18 protein-coding genes and 1 tRNA gene are annotated in these 21,535 nt (G+C 72.0%); 11 read left to right on the top strand and 8 right to left on the bottom strand.

The window, feature by feature from the left end; genetic code table 11:
• The first annotated feature begins 35 nt into the window (after positions 1–35).
• Together ACFQRJ_RS07380 and ACFQRJ_RS07375 are read left to right on the top strand one after the other, a co-directional pair.
• Positions 36–3,434 (top strand): ATP-binding protein, encoded by a 3,399-nt coding sequence (locus tag ACFQRJ_RS07380; protein WP_377018338.1) that lies wholly within the window; start codon positions 36–38, stop codon positions 3,432–3,434.
• Between the two features lie 181 nt (positions 3,435–3,615).
• Positions 3,616–4,125, top strand: coding sequence for a hypothetical protein (locus ACFQRJ_RS07375; RefSeq protein ID WP_377018337.1), 510 nt, complete (start codon positions 3,616–3,618; stop codon positions 4,123–4,125).
• Here the strand turns inward: ACFQRJ_RS07375 and ACFQRJ_RS07370 are convergent.
• Entirely contained in the window at positions 4,088–5,608 is a 1,521-nt protein-coding gene (locus ACFQRJ_RS07370; RefSeq protein ID WP_377018336.1) for a trehalose biosynthesis protein, read from the bottom strand. The genes ACFQRJ_RS07375 and ACFQRJ_RS07370 overlap by 38 nt on opposite strands.
• 48 nt (positions 5,609–5,656) lie before the next feature.
• On the opposite strand from ACFQRJ_RS07370, the gene ACFQRJ_RS07365 reads away from it, so the two are divergent.
• Positions 5,657–7,621, top strand: coding sequence for an Ig-like domain-containing protein (locus tag ACFQRJ_RS07365; protein WP_377018335.1), 1,965 nt, complete (start codon positions 5,657–5,659; stop codon positions 7,619–7,621).
• A 37-nt stretch (positions 7,622–7,658) separates the two neighbouring features.
• On the opposite strand, the gene ACFQRJ_RS07360 is transcribed toward ACFQRJ_RS07365, so the two are convergent.
• From ACFQRJ_RS07360 to ACFQRJ_RS07335, 6 genes are all read right to left on the bottom strand, one after another.
• Positions 7,659–8,273 (bottom strand): LytR C-terminal domain-containing protein, encoded by a 615-nt coding sequence (locus ACFQRJ_RS07360; protein WP_377018334.1) that lies wholly within the window; start codon positions 8,271–8,273, stop codon positions 7,659–7,661.
• A gap of 3 nt (positions 8,274–8,276) precedes the next feature.
• Positions 8,277–9,686: a beta-N-acetylhexosaminidase gene (locus tag ACFQRJ_RS07355; protein WP_377018333.1), complete on the bottom strand. Its 1,410-nt coding sequence runs from the start codon at positions 9,684–9,686 to the stop codon at positions 8,277–8,279.
• 275 nt (positions 9,687–9,961) lie between these two features.
• On the bottom strand, positions 9,962–11,074 hold the full coding sequence (locus ACFQRJ_RS07350) for a peptidoglycan-binding protein (RefSeq protein WP_377018332.1): 1,113 nt from the start codon (positions 11,072–11,074) through the stop codon (positions 9,962–9,964).
• Positions 11,075–11,531: 457 nt separating this feature from the next.
• Positions 11,532–11,608, bottom strand: a tRNA-Pro gene (locus ACFQRJ_RS07345).
• A 57-nt stretch (positions 11,609–11,665) separates the two neighbouring features.
• Positions 11,666–12,598, bottom strand: a complete 933-nt coding sequence (locus tag ACFQRJ_RS07340) for a metallophosphoesterase (RefSeq protein WP_377018331.1) — start codon at positions 12,596–12,598, stop codon at positions 11,666–11,668.
• Position 12,599: 1 nt separating this feature from the next.
• Complete coding sequence (locus ACFQRJ_RS07335) at positions 12,600–14,999, bottom strand: transglycosylase domain-containing protein (RefSeq protein WP_377018330.1); 2,400 nt, start codon at positions 14,997–14,999, stop codon at positions 12,600–12,602.
• Between the two features lie 207 nt (positions 15,000–15,206).
• Between ACFQRJ_RS07335 and ACFQRJ_RS07330 the strand changes: the two genes are divergently transcribed.
• The 4 genes from ACFQRJ_RS07330 (at position 15,207) to ACFQRJ_RS07315 (ending at position 17,156) form a co-directional block, all read left to right on the top strand.
• Positions 15,207–15,509, top strand: a complete 303-nt coding sequence (locus tag ACFQRJ_RS07330) for a WhiB family transcriptional regulator (RefSeq protein ID WP_377018329.1) — start codon at positions 15,207–15,209, stop codon at positions 15,507–15,509.
• Positions 15,510–15,613: 104 nt separating this feature from the next.
• A complete protein-coding gene (locus tag ACFQRJ_RS07325) occupies positions 15,614–15,784 on the top strand; it encodes a DUF4177 domain-containing protein (protein WP_377018328.1) in 171 nt (56 codons plus the stop codon).
• A gap of 4 nt (positions 15,785–15,788) precedes the next feature.
• Positions 15,789–16,325, top strand: coding sequence for a RidA family protein (locus tag ACFQRJ_RS07320; RefSeq protein WP_377018327.1), 537 nt, complete (start codon positions 15,789–15,791; stop codon positions 16,323–16,325).
• Positions 16,326–16,334: 9 nt separating this feature from the next.
• A complete protein-coding gene (locus ACFQRJ_RS07315) occupies positions 16,335–17,156 on the top strand; it encodes an MBL fold metallo-hydrolase (protein WP_377018326.1) in 822 nt (273 codons plus the stop codon).
• A 291-nt stretch (positions 17,157–17,447) separates the two neighbouring features.
• Here ACFQRJ_RS07315 and ACFQRJ_RS07310 read toward each other — a convergent pair whose 3' ends face one another.
• Positions 17,448–18,125, bottom strand: coding sequence for a Crp/Fnr family transcriptional regulator (locus ACFQRJ_RS07310; protein ID WP_377018325.1), 678 nt, complete (start codon positions 18,123–18,125; stop codon positions 17,448–17,450).
• Positions 18,126–18,283: 158 nt separating this feature from the next.
• On the opposite strand from ACFQRJ_RS07310, the gene nth reads away from it, so the two are divergent.
• The 4 genes from nth (at position 18,284) to ACFQRJ_RS07290 (ending at position 21,469) form a co-directional block, all read left to right on the top strand.
• Positions 18,284–19,063: an endonuclease III domain-containing protein gene (nth, locus tag ACFQRJ_RS07305; protein ID WP_377018324.1), complete on the top strand. Its 780-nt coding sequence runs from the start codon at positions 18,284–18,286 to the stop codon at positions 19,061–19,063.
• Complete coding sequence (locus ACFQRJ_RS07300) at positions 19,060–19,767, top strand: NUDIX hydrolase (protein WP_377018323.1); 708 nt, start codon at positions 19,060–19,062, stop codon at positions 19,765–19,767. Before nth ends, ACFQRJ_RS07300 begins: the two co-directional genes overlap by 4 nt.
• 246 nt (positions 19,768–20,013) lie before the next feature.
• Positions 20,014–20,400 (top strand): cold-shock protein, encoded by a 387-nt coding sequence (locus ACFQRJ_RS07295; protein WP_377018322.1) that lies wholly within the window; start codon positions 20,014–20,016, stop codon positions 20,398–20,400.
• A gap of 4 nt (positions 20,401–20,404) precedes the next feature.
• On the top strand, positions 20,405–21,469 hold the full coding sequence (locus ACFQRJ_RS07290; RefSeq protein ID WP_377018321.1) for a DUF3027 domain-containing protein: 1,065 nt from the start codon (positions 20,405–20,407) through the stop codon (positions 21,467–21,469).
• Positions 21,470–21,535: the final 66 nt, after the last annotated feature.

Genomic DNA, 21,535 nt, shown 5'->3' with positions numbered 1-21,535 from the left:
CACCGAGCCCGCTCCGCTCTTAGTACCCTCTACGGGTGACCTCCGCGACCGACACTGCTCAGGACGGGCTCGACCTGCCGGGCATGCCCCAGACCGACGCGCCCACCGACCAGGTGGCCAGCAGCCCCGATCACCCCCACCCGGGGCAGTGGCGCCTGGTCGCGGTGCAGATCTCCAACTGGGGCACGTTCCACGGCACCCACGAGCTGGAGATCTCCCCGAAGGGCTACTTCCTCACCGGCGGCCCCGGCACCGGCAAGTCGACGCTGCTGGACGCGGTCAGCGCGCTGCTGACCCCTCCGCGCACGCTGCAGTTCAACGCGGCCGCCTCCGACGCCGGCCCGGCGCGCTCGAAGTACCGCCGCACCGTGGCCAGCTACGTCCGCGGCGCCTGGGCGATGCACTACGACCAGGCCACCGGCGAGTTCAGCCAGGAGGTGCTGCGGGAGAAGACGACCCTGTCCGTGCTCACCCTGCGCTACGCCGACGGGCTGGGCGGCACCGTCCAGCTCTCGCGTCTGCTGCTGCTGCACGCCGGCCATACCTCGGATTCGGACGTCAAGAGCCTCTACGTCATCGCCCGCACCCCGCTGGACGTCACCGACCTGCGCCAGTTCGTCTCCAGCCAGATCGAGGGCAAAGCTCTCGAGGCGGCCTACCCGGGGACCGAGACGTTCCGTCAGTTCCGCGAGTACCGCGCCGCGTTCAGCCAGCTGCTCGGCATCCCCGACGAGAAGGCGCTGGGACTGCTGCACAAGATCCAGTCCGCCAAGGAGCTCGGCGACGTCAACGCCCTGCTGCGCGACTACATGCTCGACGCCCCGCGCACCTTCGAGCTGGCCGATCAGGCCCTGGCGAACTTCCACAACCTCTCCGAGGTCTACGAGGCCCTGGTCACCGCCCGCGAGCAGCGGGACCTGCTGCGCGGGCTGCGGGAGAACCACGAGAACTGGTCGGCCATGCGCGCCCGCGGCGCCGAACTCGTCGACCGCCGCGCCGACATCGACGTCTACGCCGCCCAGCACCTGGTGCGGCTGCTCGGGGACGAGTCCGAGCGCCTCCAGCTCGAGCGCGACCGGCTCGGCGCCCAGCAGCGCCGCCTGACCCAGGACGTGGCCGAGGCCCGCTCCGACCTGGCCCAGCTCAAGGAGCAGCGGCGCCGCGCGGGCGGCGGTGAGATCGACGACTGGAAGCAGCAGATCGCCGGCCTCGAGGTCGAGCGCGAGCGCCGCCGCGAGCGGGCCACCGAGTTCGGGGCCCTGCTGGCCACCGTGGAGCTGGGCACGCCCGCCGGCGAGGACATGTTCCTCGCCCTCCAGCGCGAGGTCGCCTCCCTGCGCGAGTCCCTCGAGGCGGAGGAGAAGGGGGCTGATTCCGCCCGCTGGGAGGCCGAGGCGGAGGTCCGGGAGCTGACCACCACCCTGAACCGCACCCGGGAGGAGCTCGCCTCCCTCACCTCCCGCGCCTCGAACCTCCACTCCGAGGATGTCGCCCTGCGCGACCACATCGCCTCCGAGGTGGGCATCGCCCCCACCGAGCTGCCCTTCGCCGCCGAGCTGCTGCAGGTGCGCACCGGGGAGGAGGAATGGACCGCCGCGGCCGAGCAGGCGCTGCGGGGACTGGCACGCTCCATCCTGGTGCCCGACCGCGTCTACCGCGAGGTGGCCGCGGTCATCGACCGCACCAAGCTGCGCCGTCGGATCTCCTACAACCGGGTCAACACCGACCTGCGCCGCCCCGCGAAGAACATCGAGGAGCGCTCACTGGCCGCCAAGCTCGACGTCAAGGACGGCGAGTTCCACGTCTGGCTCAGCCACGAGATCGCCTCCCGGATGGACTACACCTGCGCGGACAGCCTCGAGGAGTTCACGCGTCTGAACCGCGCCGTGCTCCGTTCCGGGCAGATCAAGCACTCCGCGACCCGGCACGAGAAGAACACCGATCGGCAGATCAACGATCGCTCCCAGTGGGTGCTCGGCTTCGACAACCGCGCCAAGCGCGCCGTGTTCGAGGCCGAGCGCACTCGCGCCGAGCAGGCCCTGTTCGAGGCGCAGGCCCGGCGCAAGGACGTCGAGACCCAGCGGGAGCGCCGGCGGGAGCGGCTCTACGCGCTGCAGTCGATCAGCTCGGTGACCTGGGACGACATCGACGCCGCCTCGGTCGCCCGCCGGATCGCGAACCTCCGGGACATGGTGCGGGCGGCGGAGGACGGCTCCGAGGCGCTCGCCGAGCTCGCCGGCCAGATCGAGGAGGTCGAGAAGTCCATCGCCGAGACCGACGAGGAGCTGCTGGAGGTCGTCCGCAGCGCCGGCAAGCTCGGCGAGCAGGCCGAACGGGTCGAGGAGCGCCTGGCCGCGGCGAGGGAGCGCCTCGCCGAGTCGAGCCTGGACCCGGAGGTGGAGGCCGAGCTGGCCGAACGCTTCAGCGCGATCGCCCCCACGCTGGTGCTGTCCACCATCGACCAGGTCACCAAGGACGCCTCGGCCACCCTGGACGCCGAGCTGATGGACCTGACCCGGCGCACCTCCCGCGCCGAGGAGGACATCCGCACCGCGATGCGTGAGTTCTCCCGCCGCTGGCCCGCCCAGGCCGGGGACACCACCCCGTCCCTGGACTCGGCCGAGGACTACCTCGCCATCCTCCAGCGGATCGAGGAGGAGAAGCTGCCGGAGGTCGAGGACCGCTTCTTCGAGTTCTTCACCGGCAACACGCTCGGGGACGTGCAGGCCCTGGCCACGGCGATCGCCCGCGAGCCCGCGGAGATCCGCAAGCGCCTCCAGCGCATCAACGCTCTGCTGGCCCAGGTCGAGTTCCACGCCGGGCGCTACCTGCAGCTGTCGATGCGTCCGGTCCACCTCGCCGCGCTCGATGAGTTCAAGCGCGCCCTGGAGGACGCGGTGGCCGACACCGCGCTGAACGACATCAGCCGCGACCGCGAGCAGGCCGAGGAGCGCTTCCTCTCGCTGCGGCACCTGATGGACATGATCGGCGCCGCCCGCACCCGCGACGACCAGGTCTCCCGCGTCATCCTCGACGTGCGCCGGCACGTGCACTTCCACGCCGAGGAGGTCGACACCGAGGGCACCGTCGTCCACGCCCACGAGTCCGGCGGGCCCCTCTCCGGCGGCCAGAACGAGCGCCTGGCGACCTTCTGTCTGGCGGCGGCGCTGCGCTACCAGCTGGCCGGTACCGGCCAGGAGGTCCCGCGATTCGCGCCCATCATCATCGACGAGGCGTTCTCCAAGGGCGCCGGCAAGTTCATCACCGCCGCGATGGAGTCCTTCCGCCACTTCGGATTCCAGGTGATCCTCGCCAACCCCGGCAAGAACCCGCAGGCCCTGGCTCCGTTCATCGGCGGCGTCGGCGTGGTCTCGATCCGGCAGGATCGCTACTCCTCGGTCGCGCCCGTGGAGTTCGTGCCCGTCGACGAGTGAGCGCCACCGGGCGAGGGTGCGCCATGGGGAGTTCTCCCCATCGGCAGGATCCCCGCGGATCGCTAGCCTGATCGTCATCCGCTCCACCCGGGCGGAGGAACGAGCGCAGAAGCAGGCCGCAGCTGCGCCGAAGCAGGATGCGGCCGCCCGGTGCGGCGCGACAGGCGAGAGGTGGACAGCGATGCCAGCTCTGCCGGCCGACGGTCGTGAGTCGGTCCCCTCCCAGGACGAGGCCCACCAGCGCATCCGCGATCTGCTCGGCGCGGTGACCGCCGCCGTGCTCGAGCATCAGCCGGGCCTGACCTCCTTCGAGGACCATCGGCCCCAGCGGGACCGCTCCTCGGGCGGCTCCTGGCGCGGACTGGAGACCTGCTGCCACGTCAGTGCACTGCTGGTCAGCTCCGGCGTCCCCGCGGAGGACGCGGACGGACCCCGGCGGCTGCTGGGGACGGTCGACGCCGTCGCCGCGGCCCGCGGGATGGACCGCGGCGGGGAGCGGGAGAGCTACGCGATGCGCGCGGGGAGGTGGACCGGCGGGGACGGAGATGTGCTCGAGGTGATCGTCGGGGTGCGCGTGGCCGTGCGGGCGATCAGCGCGCCGTTCCTGCCGGGCTCGCTGGATCCGATCGCCTCCACCAGCCCGACGTCCCCGCTCAGCCCGGTGACCCCGGCTCCCCGGCTCGTGCGCTGATCCGTTCCAGGGCGGCCAGCGGGATCGGCAGCCAGTCGGGGCGATTGCGCGACTCGTAGAGCGCCTCGTAGGCGGCCTTGTCCGCCTCGAAAGCAGCGAGCAGGACCTGCAGCGCCGGGTCGTGGAGCGGCAGCCCCGAGGTGCCGGCGTACCCGTCCAGGAAGGCATCACGGGCGTGCGCCGCCCACAGTGAGGCATCTGCGCCGTCCTCGTGCGCGACCGCCCCGGCCACGTAGTCCAGGCTGCGCAGCATCCCGGCGACGTCCCGCAGCGGGGAATCGGGACGGCCACGCTGCTCCAGGGGCCGCAGGGGCTCGCCCTCGAAATCGAGCAGCACCCAGCCCCGCCCCGGGGCGAGCAGCACCTGCCCCAGATGCAGATCGCCGTGGATCCGCTGCATGGCCGGCCAGTCCACCTCGCCGGCGGAGGCCAGCAGGGACTCCAGGGCATCGCGGTGCCCGGCGACCTGCGGCACGGCCTCTGCGATCTCGCCGACCCGGCGGCGCATCTGCTCGAGCATCGCGGTGGCCACGGTGTGATCGGTGGCCGTCGCGCCGAAGGCGACGGCGAGGTCGTGGTGGACCTCGGCGAGGGTCGAGCCCAGCGCCCGGGCCGCTGCGGTGAAGTCCTCGCCGGCCCGGGCCAGACGCAGCGCCGTGCGCCATGCGTCCTCCAGGCCGGGCAGGAACTCCTGGGCGAACAGCGCGTGGGTGCGCAGCGGGCCGACGCGGACGGTCGCGGAGGCCACCAGGGACGGCACCCGCGTGCTGCCGGCGGCACTGAGTGCTCCCTGCAGCACCACATCCGGGTTCTCGCCGTGCTGAAGCACCCGGAACAGCTTGATGATCACCGGGTCCGCGCCCTCCGCCTCGGCGATCATCGAGGTGTTGGACTGCTCGCCGGAGAGCAGGCGCGTGCGCAGACCGGCGCCCCTCGGCAGCGGCAGCGGACGGCCGGCGGGATGACCCACGGGATGAGCGGCCATGCTCAGCGACGACCCGAGTGCCCCGTCCCCAGCGGCCAGGGCCGCGACGATCGCGGCGCGCCCGTCGGCATCGAGGGTGGCGTCGTCGGCCCGCACCGGGCCGCCCGGGACCGCCACCACGCCGATCTCGGAGCCCTCGTCGCGGGCCGCGCCGGGACCGTCCGGCGGCCTCAGCACGAGCGGGACCTGGTACAGCGCCTCCCCGGCGCCCTCCGGGGCGGCCGCCACCACGGTGAGGACGACGGCATGGCCGGCGGCGACCCGCAGCGGAGCCCAGCCCCGGATCGAGACCGTCGGCGTTCCGGCCCCCTTGTGCGCGTACCAGCGCTGGGAGGGCATCCAGGCCGCCAGCGGGCCGGTGAGGGCGTTGAGCACGTCGTCGAGCGGAGGCAGCGTGGTGACATCGAACGGGGTACCGGACGCGAACGCGGCGCCGGACGGGGAGGCGCCGGCCGCGGCAGCACCGTCCGCGGCGGGCGGGGAGCTGGGCTCGTCCATGGGCATCACTCTAAGGCCCCGTGCGGGTGCGCTTGCTACCCTTCTGGGGTGCCTGAGCCGACGCGTCGTCCCCGTGCGCGCGCGGGACTGCGGAAGGTCGCCGCGCGGGTCGCGGCACTGGTCGCGGTCGCGGTGCTGGCCGGTCCTCTCACGCTGCCGGCCTCGGCGCTGGGAGAGGACGGCACCTTCACCCTGCCGGTGGAGTCCGAGACGGTCTCGCTGGTGCCCGGGTCCGTGACCCGGCTGCCCCTGCGCGCCGTGGTCCAGGACGACGCCGAGGACGAGATCGACTTCGACTCCGCCCGCCTGGCGGTGCCCCAGGACCTCGACGAGGGCACGCGCGAGCTGATGGAGGTCGGCGACGATGATCGCAGCATCACCGTCCCCGGGGAGGGCACCTGGACCCTGATCGGCCAGGAGCTCGTGTTCACGCCGCTCAGCGGCGTCCAGGGTGCCAGCACCCCGATCGCCGTCACCATCGGCAGCACCCATGACACCCGGTCGCTGCCGGCCGTGCTCACCCCGGAGCTGGTGGAGCTGGAGGACATCTCCGTGCACGGCTCGGCCGGCGAGGTCACCGAGGTCCCGCTGGACCAGGAGATCCCCGAGGGCGGGACCGTGCGCCTGGAGCTGGCAGGTCTGCCCGCGGGATCCACTCTGCTGGCCGACGGCAGCAGGGCCACGGTCCCGGACCAGGGCGTGTGGCAGCTCTCGGCCGACGGCAGCTCGCTCAGCCACACCCCGTCGGGACCGGGGCTGGGCCGTCAGCTGGACCCGGTGCGTCTGGTCGTCGAGGACCCCGAGGGTGCGGTCGTGCAGGCGGGAGAGGTCTCCGTGACCGTCCCGATCATCTCCGACCTGGACTGGTCCGCCCCCTACGGGCAGGACATCCTGTTCGTCGTGGGGGAGGGCCAGCAGTACATCGATCCTTCCACCCTGCGTCTGCAGCCGCTGGCCGGCGAGGAGGGGGTCGAGGTCTCCGAGGACGGCACCACAGTGGTGGTCCCGGACCAGGGCACGTGGCAGCTCGACCGGGACCGTGCCACGGTCCGCTTCTCGCCCGAGAGCGACCAGGTGCGCACCACGGCGCCCATGGGCATCACCGGCGGGGACGGCGAGGGGGCGACGGCCGCGACCGCGCTGCTGTCGACCGCCTATCCGGTCCTGCTGGACCGCGCCGAGGCCGCCACGCCCGGCAACCCGATCCAGTTCGACCTGACCACCGGGATCCGCGACGTGCGCTCGGACTCGCTGCGCTTCGACCGCGAGCGGCTTCCCGAGGGGGCGGAGCTCTCCGAGGACGGCACCGAGGTGGTCGTCGAGGGGGAGGGCACCTGGACCATCGACTTCAAATCCCGCACCGTGACGATGACACCCGCCGAGGGCTTCGTGGGCGAAGCGTCCCCGGTGGGGCTCACCGGGCAGGGCGTCTACGCGGACAACACCGTCGATGCCACCTTCGAGGCCGTCGTCGCGCCGGAGGTCGCCACACTGCGCGACGACGAGCAGCTCGCCTCACCGGGAAGCCCGGTCACCGTGGACATCCTGGGCAACGACACCGCCGCCAGCGGCTCACAGCCGCTGGACCCGGAGACCGTGGAGATCGGCTCGCTCTCGGCGACCAACCTCTCCGAGCTCGAGGGGTGGCGCGGCAAGCGCCTGGTGATCCCCGAGGAGGGGGTGTACACCGTCGGCGAGAACGGCTCGGTCACCTTCGCCCCGGACGAGGACTTCGTCGGCCGCACCACCCCCATCACGTACTACGTGCGCGACAACGAGGGGGTCCCGGCCTCGGCAGAGCTCGTCATCGACGAGGACCCCACGCTCACCGGCTCCGATCGGTCCGGCGCGCAGGTCAGCGGTATCAACAGCCTGCTGATCGGGCTCTTGCCCTCGTCCCCGGCGACCGCGACCGTGTACCTCACGATCGTGCTGCTGCTGCTGTTCGGCGGGGGAGTGGCGCTGTGGATCGGCGTGCGCATGGAGGCCGACCGCCGGGCCTGGCAGGACTGAGCGCGGGGCGGACGATCCGGGACCGTCCCCCAGGGCCTCACTGCGTGGGACAGCCCTCGGGCATCTCGACCGGCTCCTCGGCGGCGGCGGACGCCGTCGCCTCCTCCTCGAGGCCGGCGAACCCGTCGCCGAGCAGCAGGTCCACGGCGGCGCCCTCGCGCGAATCCATCGTGAGCGTGGCGTCCGGAACCTGCGCGCTCAGGCTCTGGGCCGCGAGGTACCCGTCCGGGCCGTGGACGATGGTCGCGGGCCCTGCGGCCTCACCGGTGTTGCCCGGGTCCTCGAGGGCGAAGCCGCGCGCGGCGAGCTCCTCGGAGACGTCGCCGGCCAGGCCGGTGCGGCCGGTCCCGTTCAGCACGGTCACCGTGACCTCCTGGGCCGGCAGGGGGACGGCACCCGGTTCCGGGCAGGTGAGCTCGGCCGATCCCTCGTCGCCGAACGTCTTGGGGGCGATCACGCCGGGCTCGGCGGCCGGCTCGCGCAGTTCTCCCACCGCATAGAACCCGACCGCGATCACTGCGACCGCCAGTGCCGAGAAGAACACCAGCTGGGTCGCGCGCAGCCGGAGCTGCCGGCGCCGTCGCTGGTCCCGGCGGCGGACGTCGTCGGCCGAGCGGCCGTAGGGGTGGGAGTCCTGATGGGAGGAGGGCATGGATCAGTCCAGCGGGCGGTAACTGATCCCGAAGGCGTCCAGGCGGGGCAGATGCGCGCGCAGGCGCTCCTCGAACTCCTCCCAGCTCTGCTCGGGCGATCCCCAGGCGCGCTCGGCAAGGGCGCACATGCGGGGGAAGGCCATGTACTGCACCTGCTGCGCGGTGGGCATGTACTCGCTCCACAGCTGACCCTGGAGACCGATCAGCAGCTTGTGCTGATCCCCGTCCAGCCTGCCCGGGACCAGGTCGGCGGTGTAGACGTCCTCGACCGTGGTCAGGCCGCCGATGGCCAGCGGCTCCTCGTCGGGATCGCCCTGGTAGTAGTCGAAGTAGGTGTGCTCGCTGTTGGCGATCACCGTCTGGAAGCCGCGGGCGGTGGATTCCTTCAGGCCGGCGGCCCGACGCCAGTTCATCACCACGGTGTCATCGGGCAGATGGCTCTCGAGCACCTCGTCCCAGGCGACCACGCGCTTGCCGTGCTCGGCGAGGACCTCGGCCGCGAAGGAGGTGAACCTGCCCTGGATCTCGGAGACGCGGGTCAGGCCCCACTCGTTCATCCGGGCCCGGGCCGCCGACGAGCGCTCCCACTCCACCCGCGGGCACTCGTCGCCGCCGATGTGGACGTAGGGGCCGGGGAAGATATCCGCGACCTGCGTGAGCACATCGCGCAGGAAGTCGAAGACCTCGTCGGCCACGCCGAGGACGTGGTCGGAGATGCCCCACACCTGGCGCACCCCGAGCTGGACCTCGGGGTTGTTCCCGAGCTCGGGGTAGGAGGCGATCGCGGCCTGCATGTGGCCGGGCAGATCCACCTCGGGCACGATCATGATCCCGCGGCGGCGGGCGTACTCCACGAGCCCCCGCAGCTCGTCCTGGGTGTAGTAGCCGCCGTGGGGCGTGCCGTCGAACTCCCACGTGCCCGCCTCGGCCTGATGGTGGCCGATGAGCGTCTGGTCGCGCCAGGCGCCGACCTCCGTGAGCTTCGGATATCCCCGGACCTCGAGGCGCCAGCCCTGGTCATCGGTGAGGTGGAGGTGGAGGACGTTCAGGCGATGCAGTGCCATCGCGTCGATCATCGTCTCGAGCTCGGGGACCGTGCGGAAGTGGCGCGAGACGTCCAGCATCATGCCGCGCCAGGCGTGCTTGGGGTGGTCATGGATGGTCACGCACGGGATGGAGCCGGCGGCGCCGCTGACGATCTGGGCGAACGTGTTGCGGCCGTCGGCCAGGGCGGCCTCGCTGCCGGCGGCGAGGCTCGCGCCGTCCGGCGAGATCGACAGACTGTACTCGGTCCGGCCCAGGCCCTCGGAGAGGCCGACGGAGAGCGCGTCCCACGGGTCGTCGGTCACCCAGGTCCCCTCCGACCAGATGACGGACTGCGGCAGCGGGACGAGGGCGATGGGATCGGGCATCAACTTCTCCTGGCACGGCGGCGTCGGCGATGATCCGTTCCAGTCTGCCATGGAGACGCGGGTCACGACGCATCCGCCCCGTGCGCAGTGCGCAGTGCGCCGTGCGCTGTGCGCAGTGCGCTGTGGCTGCTGTGCTTGCGGTGTTCGTCGTGCTCGCCGTCCCCGGACGCACGGGAGCCCGGCCGGCGATGCCGACCGGGCTCCCTCACGCCGCCCTGCTCCTTCCCGGTGACGCTGATGCGTCGAGCAGGCCGCCGTGGTCCTGAGGCGTCGTCTCAGCGGTAGCTGACGAAGACGTGCGGCGAGTTCCAGATGGAACGCTCGACGACCTTCTGGCGCGAGCCGGAGGCGTCGATGATCTTCCCGTTGCCGACATAGATGCCCATGTGGCCGTAGTCGTTCGACGTGAAGGACACGAGGTCACCTGGCTGAGCCTGCGACCGGGGGATGATCTTCCCGCCGAAGGTGTATCCCTTCGCCGTCTTGCGCGGCAGATCGATGCCCGCCGAGTTGTAGGCGTAGTGGACCAGACCGGAGCAGTCGAAACCGGTCGAGGGCGACTCGCCGCCCCACGTGTAGCGCGCACCGAGCTGCGACCGGGCCGCGTTGATGACGGCCTGGCCGTTGATCGAGGTGCCCGACGTCGAGTCACGACCGTCGCCACGGCTGGAGCCGCCGTCGGAGATCCGCACGTCGGAGTAGACGGCGTTCCAGGTATTGGGGCCGACGACCCCGTCCACCTTGATGCCGGCGGCCGACTGCAGACCCCGCACCGCACTGGCGGTGCGGCTGCCGAAGACGCCGTCCACCGTGAGGGACGAACCGCGATCGTTCAGCGCGCTCTGCAGGGTGCGCACGGCGGAGCCGCGGCTGCCCTCGCGGAGCTTGGGCTGCGAGGACGACGGCGCCGAGGTGCCGCTGCCGGAGCTGCTGCCGCCCGCCAGGGCGCCCCACGTGTTCGGCCCGACGACTCCGTCCACGGCGATCCGGGCCGAGGACTGGAAGTTCTTCACCGCCCGCAGCGTGTTGGGGCCGAAGACGCCATCGGTGGCGATGGACGCGCCCTTGGCGTTCAGCTGGCTCTGGAGGTGGCTGACGGCGTCGCCGCGAGCGCCCAGACGCAGCTTCACCGTGGAGTACTTGGAGGAGGGCGCGGCCGGGGCGACGGTCGGCGCGGTGGCACCGCGGACCGTGCCGACGGTTGCAGGGGCGGGAGCGGGGCTCTGGGCCCGGGCCGTATCGGCGCCGGTGAACGCGGCGCCGGCGGTGACGGCACCGAGGACGGCGACGCCTCCGACGCCTCGGCCGACCGGGGCCGCGAGCCCGCGATAATCGATCACTGCACGGCCGGGTGCCCGGTGCGTGCTGCGTGGAGCGGTGCGGAACATCTGTGAGTGTCACTTTCTCCGTCGCCACGCAGGCGCCCCCGCGCGACGCGCGAGACCTGCGCCCGTCACCCAGGGAAGTGGAGGAAGCGACCGAGCCGGTGACGGGAAGGCGGCGTCTCGGTCAGTGCCCCAGCTACGGGCGGCACCAGCGCCACTGTATGTGCAGGTCAGGCCCCTACCACAGGGGAGTTTGCTCGCAGAAATGCACGTCTTTACCAAGATTTTGCCAAAAAAGCCGAATTCTCGCCGTGTTGTCCTCGTGCCTCGAAAAGCAGTGTGGTAGTTACACCGTTGTCATTCACGCCGCGAAAACCGCGGCCGATGACGTCGGTGCGTCCGAGGATTCCACCTGCGTCGAGCAATCCGTCGAGCAATCCTGGGCGGCAGGGAAAGGCGGGCCGGAAATACGTCAGGGCCGCGAGTGCGTCCGACGACGTTCTCGCGGCCCTGAGCCCGGTGGTCGGGGTGACAGGATTTGAACCTGCGACCTCCTCGTCCCGAACGAGGCGCGCTACCAAGCTGCGCTACACCCCGGAGGATCCTCGCCGAAGCGGTTCACCGAGGAGCAACTTTAGCAGGGGCGCGCGGGTGTCAGGTCCCCCTGGCGGGCGCCGGTGCGCGCAACGTGAGCAACGTCGCCTCGGGCGGGGTCAGCAGGCGGTAGTTCGAATAGGGGCTCGCACCGAGCCCGGCGCTGACGTTCAGCGGGACGCCGTGCCACGAGGAGAGCCCGCGGGCCTGCCGGCGGGGCAGGTCGCAGTTGGTCACCAGCGCGCCGATGCCCGGCAGGCGCAGCTGGCCGCCGTGGGTGTGGCCGGCCAGGATCATCTCGGCCCCGTCGGCCACGAAGGCATCCAGCACGCGGCGATAGGGCGCGTGGGCGACCCCGAGACGCAGCACGTGCCCGTGCGCCGGCGGCGGCTCCTGGGCCGGCTCGGGGACGCGGTCCCGGTCCAGATGCGGATCATCCACGCCCACCAGGCGGATCTCGAGCCCGCCGAGCTCGATGGTCGCCCGGGTGTTGGTCAGGTCCTTCCAGCCGTGGGCCGAGAGCACGCGTGCCAGGTAGGGCGTCGGCAGCGTCGGCTCCTTGGGATCGGTGAGGCCTTCGGGGCGTGCATCGGGCAGCAGGTAGCGTGCAGGGTTCTTGGGCGAGGGGGCGAACATGTCGTTGGAGCCCATCACGAAGGCGCCCGGGCGCTGCAGCAGCGGATCGAGGGCCTCGGCCAGCACCGGCACCGAAGCGGCCGAGGAGATGTTGTCTCCCGTGTCGATGACCAGGTGCGGCCGCAGTGCGGCCAGATGGCGCAGGAACGCGAGCTTGCGCTCCTGGTCCGGCATCAGATGGATGTCGCTGAGGTGGAGGACCCGGATGGTGCGGGTACCGGGCGGGAGGATCCGCAGCTCCGCCTCACGCAGCGTGAAGCGGTGGATCTCGACGTGACGCGACCACACGTGCGCCGCCGCGGCGGCGCCGAGGCCGGCAAGGCCCACTGCGCCCGCGGCCGCGGGGACCGGCCGCACGTCAGCCCTGCCCGGTGGACTGGCGGACGACGACCGTCTCGCCCTCGGGCAGGCGCGTGCCCGGGGGCTGCTCCGTGCCGATCACGAACCACTCGCCCACCGTGCCGGAGGGCTCCTTCGTGATCTCGACCCTGTAGCCGGCGGCCTCGAGCGTCGACTGGGCCTCGGAGAGGACCATGCCGGAGACGTCGGGCACCACGCCCTTCTGGACCGCCTGGGTCCCCGGCTGCTTGGTCGAGGCCGGTGCGGACGGGAAGGGTTCGCTGGGCAGGCCCTCGTGGACGCGGCTCATGTACTCCTGCCAGGTGGGCAGGGAGACGGTGTTGCCCCACACCTTCCCGCTGCGCAGCATCTCGCCGTCGACCGGGAAGCCCGCGGGGCGGACGTTCGCCTGCGGGTGACCGAACCAGACGGCGGTGGACATCTGGCGGGTGAAGCCGACGTACCAGGTGTGGAACTGGGAGCCGGAGGTGCCGGTCTTGCCGCCGGCGGGGTGGCCCTCGATGATCTTGCCCTTGCCGGTGGCGCGGGGGTCCTCGAGGTCCTGCTCGAGGGTCCAGGCCATGGTGTCGGCGACCTTCTTGTCCACCGCCTGGTGGCATTCGGCCCCGGAGATCGGCATGGCCTCGCCGTTGCGATCGATGACCTCGGTGACCGCCTGCGGCTTGCAGTACGTCCCGCCGGCGGCATAGGTCGCATACGCGCTGGCCATGTCCAGCGCGGAGATGCGCACCTCACCGAGGACCACGACGGACGGCGCCAGCTCGGTGCCGTAGACGTCCTCGATGCCGGCATCCCAGGTGGCCTGGTCGTACGGATTATGCGTCGCCGGGACCACGCCGATGTCGCGGGCGCCCTCGGCGATGTCGCACAGATCCAGCTGCCGGGCCATGTTCGCGTAGGCGGTGTTGATCGAGAACTTCGTCGAGTTCAGCGCGGTCTCCATCGGGGCGATGTCCACGGAGACGGCGTTGTCCGGGTTGTATCCGGGGCTCTCCCGCCATGCGCCCCGGGAGAGGCACTTGGCCGGGAAGCTCGGCATCGTCTCGCGGCCGGTGGCGACCTTGTCCATGATCCCGTGCCCGGTCTCCAGCCATTCCTGGAGCACGAAGGGCTTGAACGTGGAGCCGACGGGGAAGCCGCTGGAGCCGCCGAGGGCCTTGGGGACGTTGTAGTTGATCGCCGTCTCACCCGGATTGACCTCGTCGTACGGGTTGAACGTACGGTTCTCGGCCATCGTGAGGATGTTGCCCGTTCCCGGCTCGACGGTCACGATCGAGTGGCCGAAGCCGTGCTGCGCATCCCCCGGGACCCGGCGCTGCAGCACCTCCTCGGCGGCCGCCTGCGTCGAGGGATCCAGCGTGGTGCGGATCGTCAGCCCGCCCCCGTAGAGCAGCTTCTGGCGCTCCTCGTACGTCGGGGCGAGCTCCGGGTCGTTGAGGAGCGTGCGGGTGACGTAGTCGCAGAAGAACCCGCTGCCCTCCGCATCGGCACAACCGGCCCGGAGATTCTGGATCTGGAGCATGTCCTCGATGGGCTGCTCGGAGTACTTCGTGTACTCCTCGTCGGTGATGAAGCCTTCACGGCGCATGTCCGCCAGGACCTCGTTGCGGCGCTTCTCGCCGGCTTCCGGGTGGCTGACCGGGTCGTACTGGTTCGGGCCGTTGGTGACCCCCGCCAGCAGCGCCGCCTCGCCCGGATTCAGATCCGCGGCATTCTTCGAGAAGTAATGCCGCGAGCCGGTCTCGACCCCGTACTGGGACGGGCCGAACTGGGCGACGTTGAGATAGGCGTTGAGGATCTCGTCCTTGCTCCAGCGCTTCTCCAGCGAGATCGCCAGCTTCGCCTCACGCGCCTTGCGCCCGTACGTCTGCTCGGTCGCCTCGTTGATGTCCTCCTGGTCGCCGCGCTGGACCGCATCCATCAGCAGGGCGTTCTTGACGTACTGCTGGGTCAGCGTCGACCCGCCCTGGGTGGCGCCGCCGGCAGCATTGCTCGCGAACGCCCTCACCAGGCCCTTCGGGTCCACACCGCCGTGCTCGTAGAACCGGCGGTCCTCGACCGCGATCACCGCGTGCTGCATGTGCGGCGAGATCTCCTCGAGCGGCACCATGATGCGGTTCTCGGTGTAGAACGTCGCCAACAGCGACCCGTCAGCGGCCTCGATCCGGCTCGCCTCGTTCAGCGGCTCGACCTCGAGCTCGGTCGGGTAGGACTCGAACAGCTCCACCCCGTCCTCGGCGATCGCGGAGGTGGCCGAGACGGCGGGAAAGAAGAAGGCGGCCAGGAGTACGCCGCCGAGCGCCGAGACGGCGATCATCCCCAGCAGCAGGTACAGGGACTGCGCCAGGGCGACGGGAAGGGAGCGTCCGGAACCGGAGCTGGACGGAGTGCTGGCCATGATCCAAGAGTACGGCGGGCACGGGACGCAGGGCCAGACGCCGGGCCGGTGGCCGAGGAATCTTCACAACGCGAGACCGGGGCCGAGTCCTCGGGTCGCTGCCGCTCGAGGAGAGCTCGCGGTCAGTGGCCGGGTTTTGCGATGTGGCGTGGGTCTCCCTAGAGTATGGACAAAACGGGTCGACGAGGACCCGGGAAGGGGACGCAGATGAGCATCGGGGGGACTCCCATCAGCGCAGATTCGAGCTGGGCGGCACGCGGAGCCTGCGTGAGCATGGATCCGGACGGATTCTTCGTGCAGGGCGCGGAGCAGCATGCGGTCAAGACCACCTGTGGTTCCTGCCCCGTCCGGACGGAATGTCTGGCCGACGCGCTGGACAACCGTGTGGACTTCGGGGTGTGGGGCGGGATGACGGAGCGGGAGCGCCGGCGGCTGCTGCGCCGGCATCCCGATGTCAGCGACTGGTCCGCCGTGCTGCGGCGTGCCTCGCAGGAAGCCGTGGGCAGCTGACCGGTCGCAGCTGGCCGGTCGGGGCATGTCCACCCGCTCGGGCGCGTGTCCACGGGGCGGTCCCGCGAGGCCCCGGAGCAGGCCGTGGCCGGTAGGCTCGCCCCATGAGCACGCACACCCGCTGGGAGTACCTCACCGTTCCGCTGCTGATCCACGCGACCAAGCAGATCCTCGACAACTACGGCGAGGAGGGCTGGGAGCTGGTCCAGGTCGTCCCCGGGCCGAACCCGGAGAACCTGGTCGCCTACCTCAAGCGTCCTCTCGCCGAGGCCTGAGCCGGTGGCCGCCGCAGCGCAGGGCGCCACCACCGGCCCCCGCGTCCGGGCTCGCCTGGAGGAGCTCGGGCTCTCGTTGCCCGCTGTCGCCGCGCCGGTGGCCGATTACGTGCCGGCCGTGGCGACCGGTGTCCACGTGCACACCTCCGGCCAGCTTCCGTTCGTCGACGGCGTCCTGCCGCGCACGGGCAAGGTCGGCGCCGACGTGACCCCGGAGCAGGCCGCCGAGCTCGCCGCGACCTGCTGCCTCAACGCCCTCGCCGCGATCGAGGACCTCACCGGAGACCTCGACCGCGTGGTGCGCATCGTGAAGCTGACCGGATACGTCGCCTCCGATCCCGGCTTCACCGCGCAGCCCGCGGTGATCAACGGCGCCAGCGAGCTGCTCGGCGCGGTGTTCGCCGACGCTGGCCGGCACGCGCGCAGCGCCGTCGGAGTGGCCGTGCTGCCGCTGGATGCACCGGTGGAGCTGGATCTCCTGGTGGAAGTGGACTCCCCGCTCGTGCCGGGCCCCGCGCCCGTCTCCGTCCCCGCCGGCTGAGGCCCTGCCGTGTCCGACGACGAATCGCAGCGGGACCCGGCAGGACCCGCCGTCGAACTGCTCGCGGTCCCCGCATCGAACCCGGGGCCGATGACCCTCAGCGGCACCAACAGCTACGTGATCCGTGACGGTGACCAGGTGTGGGTGGTCGACCCCGGCCCCAAGGACCCCGAGCACCTCGCCGAGCTGCTGGTCAGCTGCGGCGAGGACGCACGGCCCATGGGCGTGCTGGTCACCCACCGACACCTGGACCACACCGCCGGCGCGGCGACACTGGCTCGCCAGCTCGCAGCCCGCAGCGGCCGCGAGGTACCGCTGTGGGCGGCGGACCAGGTGGCCGTGCCCGGCTCCCGGCCCCTGCCCTCCAGCCTGGAGAGCGACCACGGCACGGTCGGACACATCATCCACCTGCCCGGTCACACCGCGGACTCCGCGGCCGTGCTGCTCGACGGCGGCCGGCTGCTCAGCGGCGACACGCTGCTGGGAGGCTCCTCGACGGTGATCGTGCCCGACGACGGCGGATCGCTCGGTGACTACCTGCAATCGCTCGCGATCCTGCGCGCGATGGCTCTCGACGGCCGGATCGGCTCGATCCACCCCGGCCACGGCCCGGCCTACGAGTCGCCGCCCGCCGCGCTGGCGGCGATCGAGGAGGCGATCTCGCACCGCGAGGAGCGCATCGAGCAGGTCCGTCGGGCGCGCACGGCAGGCGTCCTCACCCTGGACCGACTGGTGCGTTCCGTCTATGGCCCTGATCTTCCCGCGTCGCTGCAGGAAGCGGCCCGCTGGAACCTGCGCGCCACGCTGGAGCATCTGGCCGAGGGGAACTGAGGCGGGCCGGGACATGCGGCTCGGACCGCCCGGCCTCGGCTGACCGTCTGGCATCAGCTGACCCTCTGGCCTCGGCTGACCGACCGGTTCGCGCCGACCGGTTCGCGCCGGCTGGTCTGCCCGCCCGAGGGCGCTTTCGCCCGCCCTGGCGCCGCGGGCCCGCCTGCCGGCGAGGACACACCGGCCGCGCAACGTCGAATCCCCTGATATGTGCCGGTCGTGGCACATATCAGGGGATTCGACGTCTCGGTCCGGCGTGGCGGTGGTCCGAGTCGGCGGCGCCGGTTCGAGTCAGCGGGCGCGGCGACGCAGGCGCTCGACGTCCGAGATCAGGACGGCGCGTGCCTCGAGCCGGATCCAGCCGCGCGAGGCGAAGTCCGCCAGCGCCTTGTTCACCGTCTCGCGGGACGCCCCGACCAGCTGGGCCAGCTCCTCCTGGGTGAGGCCGTGCGCGACCATCACGCCGTCGTCGGTCTGGCGGCCGAAGCGCTGGGCGAGGTCGAGCACGTTCTTGGCCACGCGGCCCGGGACGTCGGCGAAGACCAGGTCGGCGAGCGACTCGTTCGTCTTGCGCAGACGCCGAGCCAGCGAGGCGAGCAGGTGACGGCCCACCTCGGGGCGCTGCGCGAGCACCCGGTACAGATCCTGCTGCGAGAGCGAGTACAGGACCGACTCGGCGACCACGGTCGCGGTCGCGTTACGGGGGGCCGGGTCGAACAGGGACAGCTCGCCGAGCGTCTCGCCCGGGCCGAGCACCGCGAGGAGATTCTCGCGGCCGTCGCCCGAGGCGTGGCCGACCTTGACCTTGCCCGAGCCGATGATGAAGAGCCGGTCGCCCGGATCGCCCTCCCGGAAGATGATGGCGCTGCGGTGATAGTCCTCCTGCTTCATCGACGCCAGCACGGCCTGCTTGCCGTCCTCGTCGAGCGCAGCGAACAGCGGCGATGACCGTACGATGTTCTCGTCCACGGAACCTCCTGATGGTGGGGCCCCGGACGTCCGGGACCGTGCTGTGCTACCCATTGTGACCGATGCAACCAACAGCGGTGGTCACAGTCACATGATGGGGGAACACTATCGCGCCTGCGCCACCGGGGCCCGCCACCTTCCCACGAGGAGCAGTCCTGATGCCCACGCCGACCCCGTCCGCGGGCGCCGCGCCGACGCCCGCAGGGCCGGCCGGGGCCGTCGAGGTCAGCGCCCGGCTGCGGGAGCTGTACCCGGACGCACGCACGGAACTCGACCACCGCGACGCGTTCGAACTCCTGGTCGCGACGGTGCTGTCCGCCCAGACCACCGATGTGCGGGTCAACTCCGTCACTCCGGAGCTGTTCTCCGCCTGGCCCGACGCGGCCGCCCTGGCCGCGGCCGAGGAGAGCGAGGTCACCGACGTGGTCCGTCCGTTGGGAATGGGTCCGACCCGGGCGCGTCGCATCATCGGACTCGCCCGAGGGCTGCTCGCGGAGCACGGCGGCGAGGTGCCCGACGATCAGGCGGCGCTCGAGGCGCTGCCCGGTGTGGGGCGCAAGACCGCGCACGTCGTGCGGGGCGCATGGTTCGGTCGCTCCCTGCTGGCCGTCGACACGCACGTCGGCCGGCTCGCCCGCCGCCTGGGGTGGACCGCGGCCACCGACCCCCGGGCCGTGGAGGAGGACGTGGTCGCCGCGGTGCGCAGCAGTCCGCCGGCCGGCCCGCAGGGCACGGGGTCCGGCGAGGCACGCACGGAGGACGCGGAGCCGCCCGCGGGGCCCGCTGACCGCGCGGAGCATCCGCAGGAGCCGGAGGAGGATCTCGCGGCGCTCTCGCTGCGGCTGATCCTGCACGGGCGCCGGATCTGCACGGCGAGGTCACCGCGCTGTCCCGATTGCGTCCTGGCCGACGTGTGTCCGAGCGCAGGCGCCGTATGAGAGGCGCGAGCGCTCCGCACCCACCGCGCAGCGGCGGCGCACGGACCCCGCAGTTCCTGTCGTCGCTCGCCGACCGGGCGCGCAGCGGCGACGTGCTGGTCACCCGCGACCCCGATCCCCGCGACCCCGCCCGCGGCACCGACCAGGAGCGCCGCAGCGCCGTGCTGATCCTCGTCGCCGGGACGGAGATCGACGACGCCCGGATCGTCCTGGAGGAGCGGGGCAACGCACTGCGCTCCCAGCCCGGCCAGTTCTCCCTGCCCGGCGGGGGACGGGACGCGGGGGACGACGACGATGTGGAGACCGCGCTGCGCGAGGCGCAGGAGGAGACCGGCCTGGACCCCGATGGCGTACGGGTGCTCGGGGCGTTCGCACCGATCCCGATGCCCTGGCGCGGCCAGCGGGTCACCCCGGTGCTGGCCTGGACCCCCGTCGCCCCTGCGCTGGGTGTCCAGGATCCGATCGAGGTGGAGCGCGTGGTGTGGGCGTCGCTGACCGGTCCCGGCTCCCTGAGCGATCCCGCGCACCGGCGGCGCGGCCTGCTCAGCGGCGTCCCCGTCGGCCCCGTCTTCGAGCTGCCCGAGGACGCCTTCGTGTGGGGCTTCACCGCCATGATCCTGGAGAACGTGCTGACCGGGATGGGTCTGGAGCCCGTTGCGCGGACGGCCCCCACCCGCGAGATCCCGGCCCAGCGGCGCCGCTGACCATGCAGGCGCCGCCGCCGACCACCCGAGCGGTGCCCGACGTCACCCGCGTCGAGCGCGCTCGCCACGGCCTGGACTGCACGCGCTAGACTGGATCGTTGCCGGACGGTCTCCGGCGGCCGACTGCATGCCCGAACGCATGCAGGGTGCGTGCACGCAGAACCCGTCGGACCCGAACCCGGCTCCGCGCGCGCCCGGACTTCCAGAACCAGCAGACCGACACCAGCAGACAAGGATGGGATCCACGTGCCACGCGGCAAGGTGAAGTTCTACGACGCCGAGAAGGGCTTCGGCTTCATCCTCGATGACGAGGACGGACAGAGTGTTTACGTGCACGCCTCGACCCTTCCCGAGGGAGTCGCCACGCTCCGCCCGGGGACCAAGGTCGATTTCGACATCGTCGACGGCCGTCGCGGCCCGCAGGTGCTCGCGCTGCGCATGCTCGAGCCTGCCCCGTCGGTGAGCCGCGCGCGCCGCCCCAAGCCCGACGAGATGGCGGGCATGGTCGAGGACCTCATCCGCCTGCTGGACGATGCATCCAACGGCCTCCGCCAGGGCCGCTACCCCGATCGCGCGCACGCACAGAAGATCTCCACCGTGCTCCGCGCCGTCGCCGACAACTTCGAGGCCTGAATACATGACGCAGTCGACCATCGCCCCCCGTCGCACCCGCACCGCCCGGCCTCGGCTGGACGCGGTCGCGGCCGACGCCGTCGAGCTCGCCCGCGAGGCGCTGCTCGAGGTCACCGAGCCCGGCCAGGTCGGTGAGCACCTGCGCGTCGAGGCCAGTGGCGAGCGGTTGGTCACCCATGTCTTCGAATGCACCATGCCGGGCTACCGCGGCTGGTCCTGGGTCTCGGTGATCGCCCGCGCACCGCGCGCGAAGGTGCCGACCGTGGCGGAGACCGCGCTGCTGCCCGGCGAGGACGCCATCCTCGCCCCCGAGTGGGAGCCGTGGTCCGAGCGTCTGAAGCCCGAGGACATCGGCGCCGACGATCTGCTCCCCTTCCACGAGCAGGACGAACGGCTCGAGCCCGGCTACGAGGCCACCGGGGACGAGGACGCCGACCGCGTCGCGCTGTGGGAGCTGGGCCTGGGCCGCCCGCGGGTGCTCTCCCCGCACGGCCGGTCCGACGCCGCCGAGCGCTGGCTGGAGAGCGACTTCGGCCCCCGTCAGACCTCGAGCCGCGGTCGCCGCGGCACCGTGTCCGCCACCTGCAGCAGCTGCGGCTTCCTCACCCAGCTCGCCGGCTCCCTGCGCGGCGAGTTCGGCGTGTGCACCAACGAGTGGTCCCCGGCCGACGGCAGGGTCGTCCACCTCGGGTACGGCTGCGGGGCGCACTCCGAGACCGGCCAGGAGGACGAGGATCGCGAGATCCAGCGGTCCGGCGCCGGTCCCGTGGGCGTCGAGGAGCTCGATGTCGAGGACCCGGCCTCCGTCGGGCCCACAGAGACCACTGAGCCGGCGAGCGCCGACGAGAACGCCGAGTCGGCGAGCGGTGCCGAGAAGACGGCGCCGGCGAGTGCTGCCGAGGCCGCTGAGCCGACGGAAGTCGGGGCGGCGTCCAGGACGCTGACCGACGTGCCCGAGGCCGATTCTGCCGCCGACGAGGAGAACGCTGCCGCGACACCGGACGCCAAGCCGGCGGCCGACGCGAACGCCGAGTCGAGCACCGACGCCTCCGAGACGCCGCAGGCCTGACTCCTCGCCGACGCGCCTGCCCGCGCAGCTCCTCGCGGACGCGCGCCAGCGCAGCTCCGCGCGGGC

Source organism: Brachybacterium sp. GCM10030252, assembly GCF_042666535.1.
Taxonomy (GTDB): Bacteria; Actinomycetota; Actinomycetes; order Actinomycetales; family Dermabacteraceae; genus Brachybacterium.
This window is presented reverse-complemented; position numbering and strand designations above follow the sequence as displayed.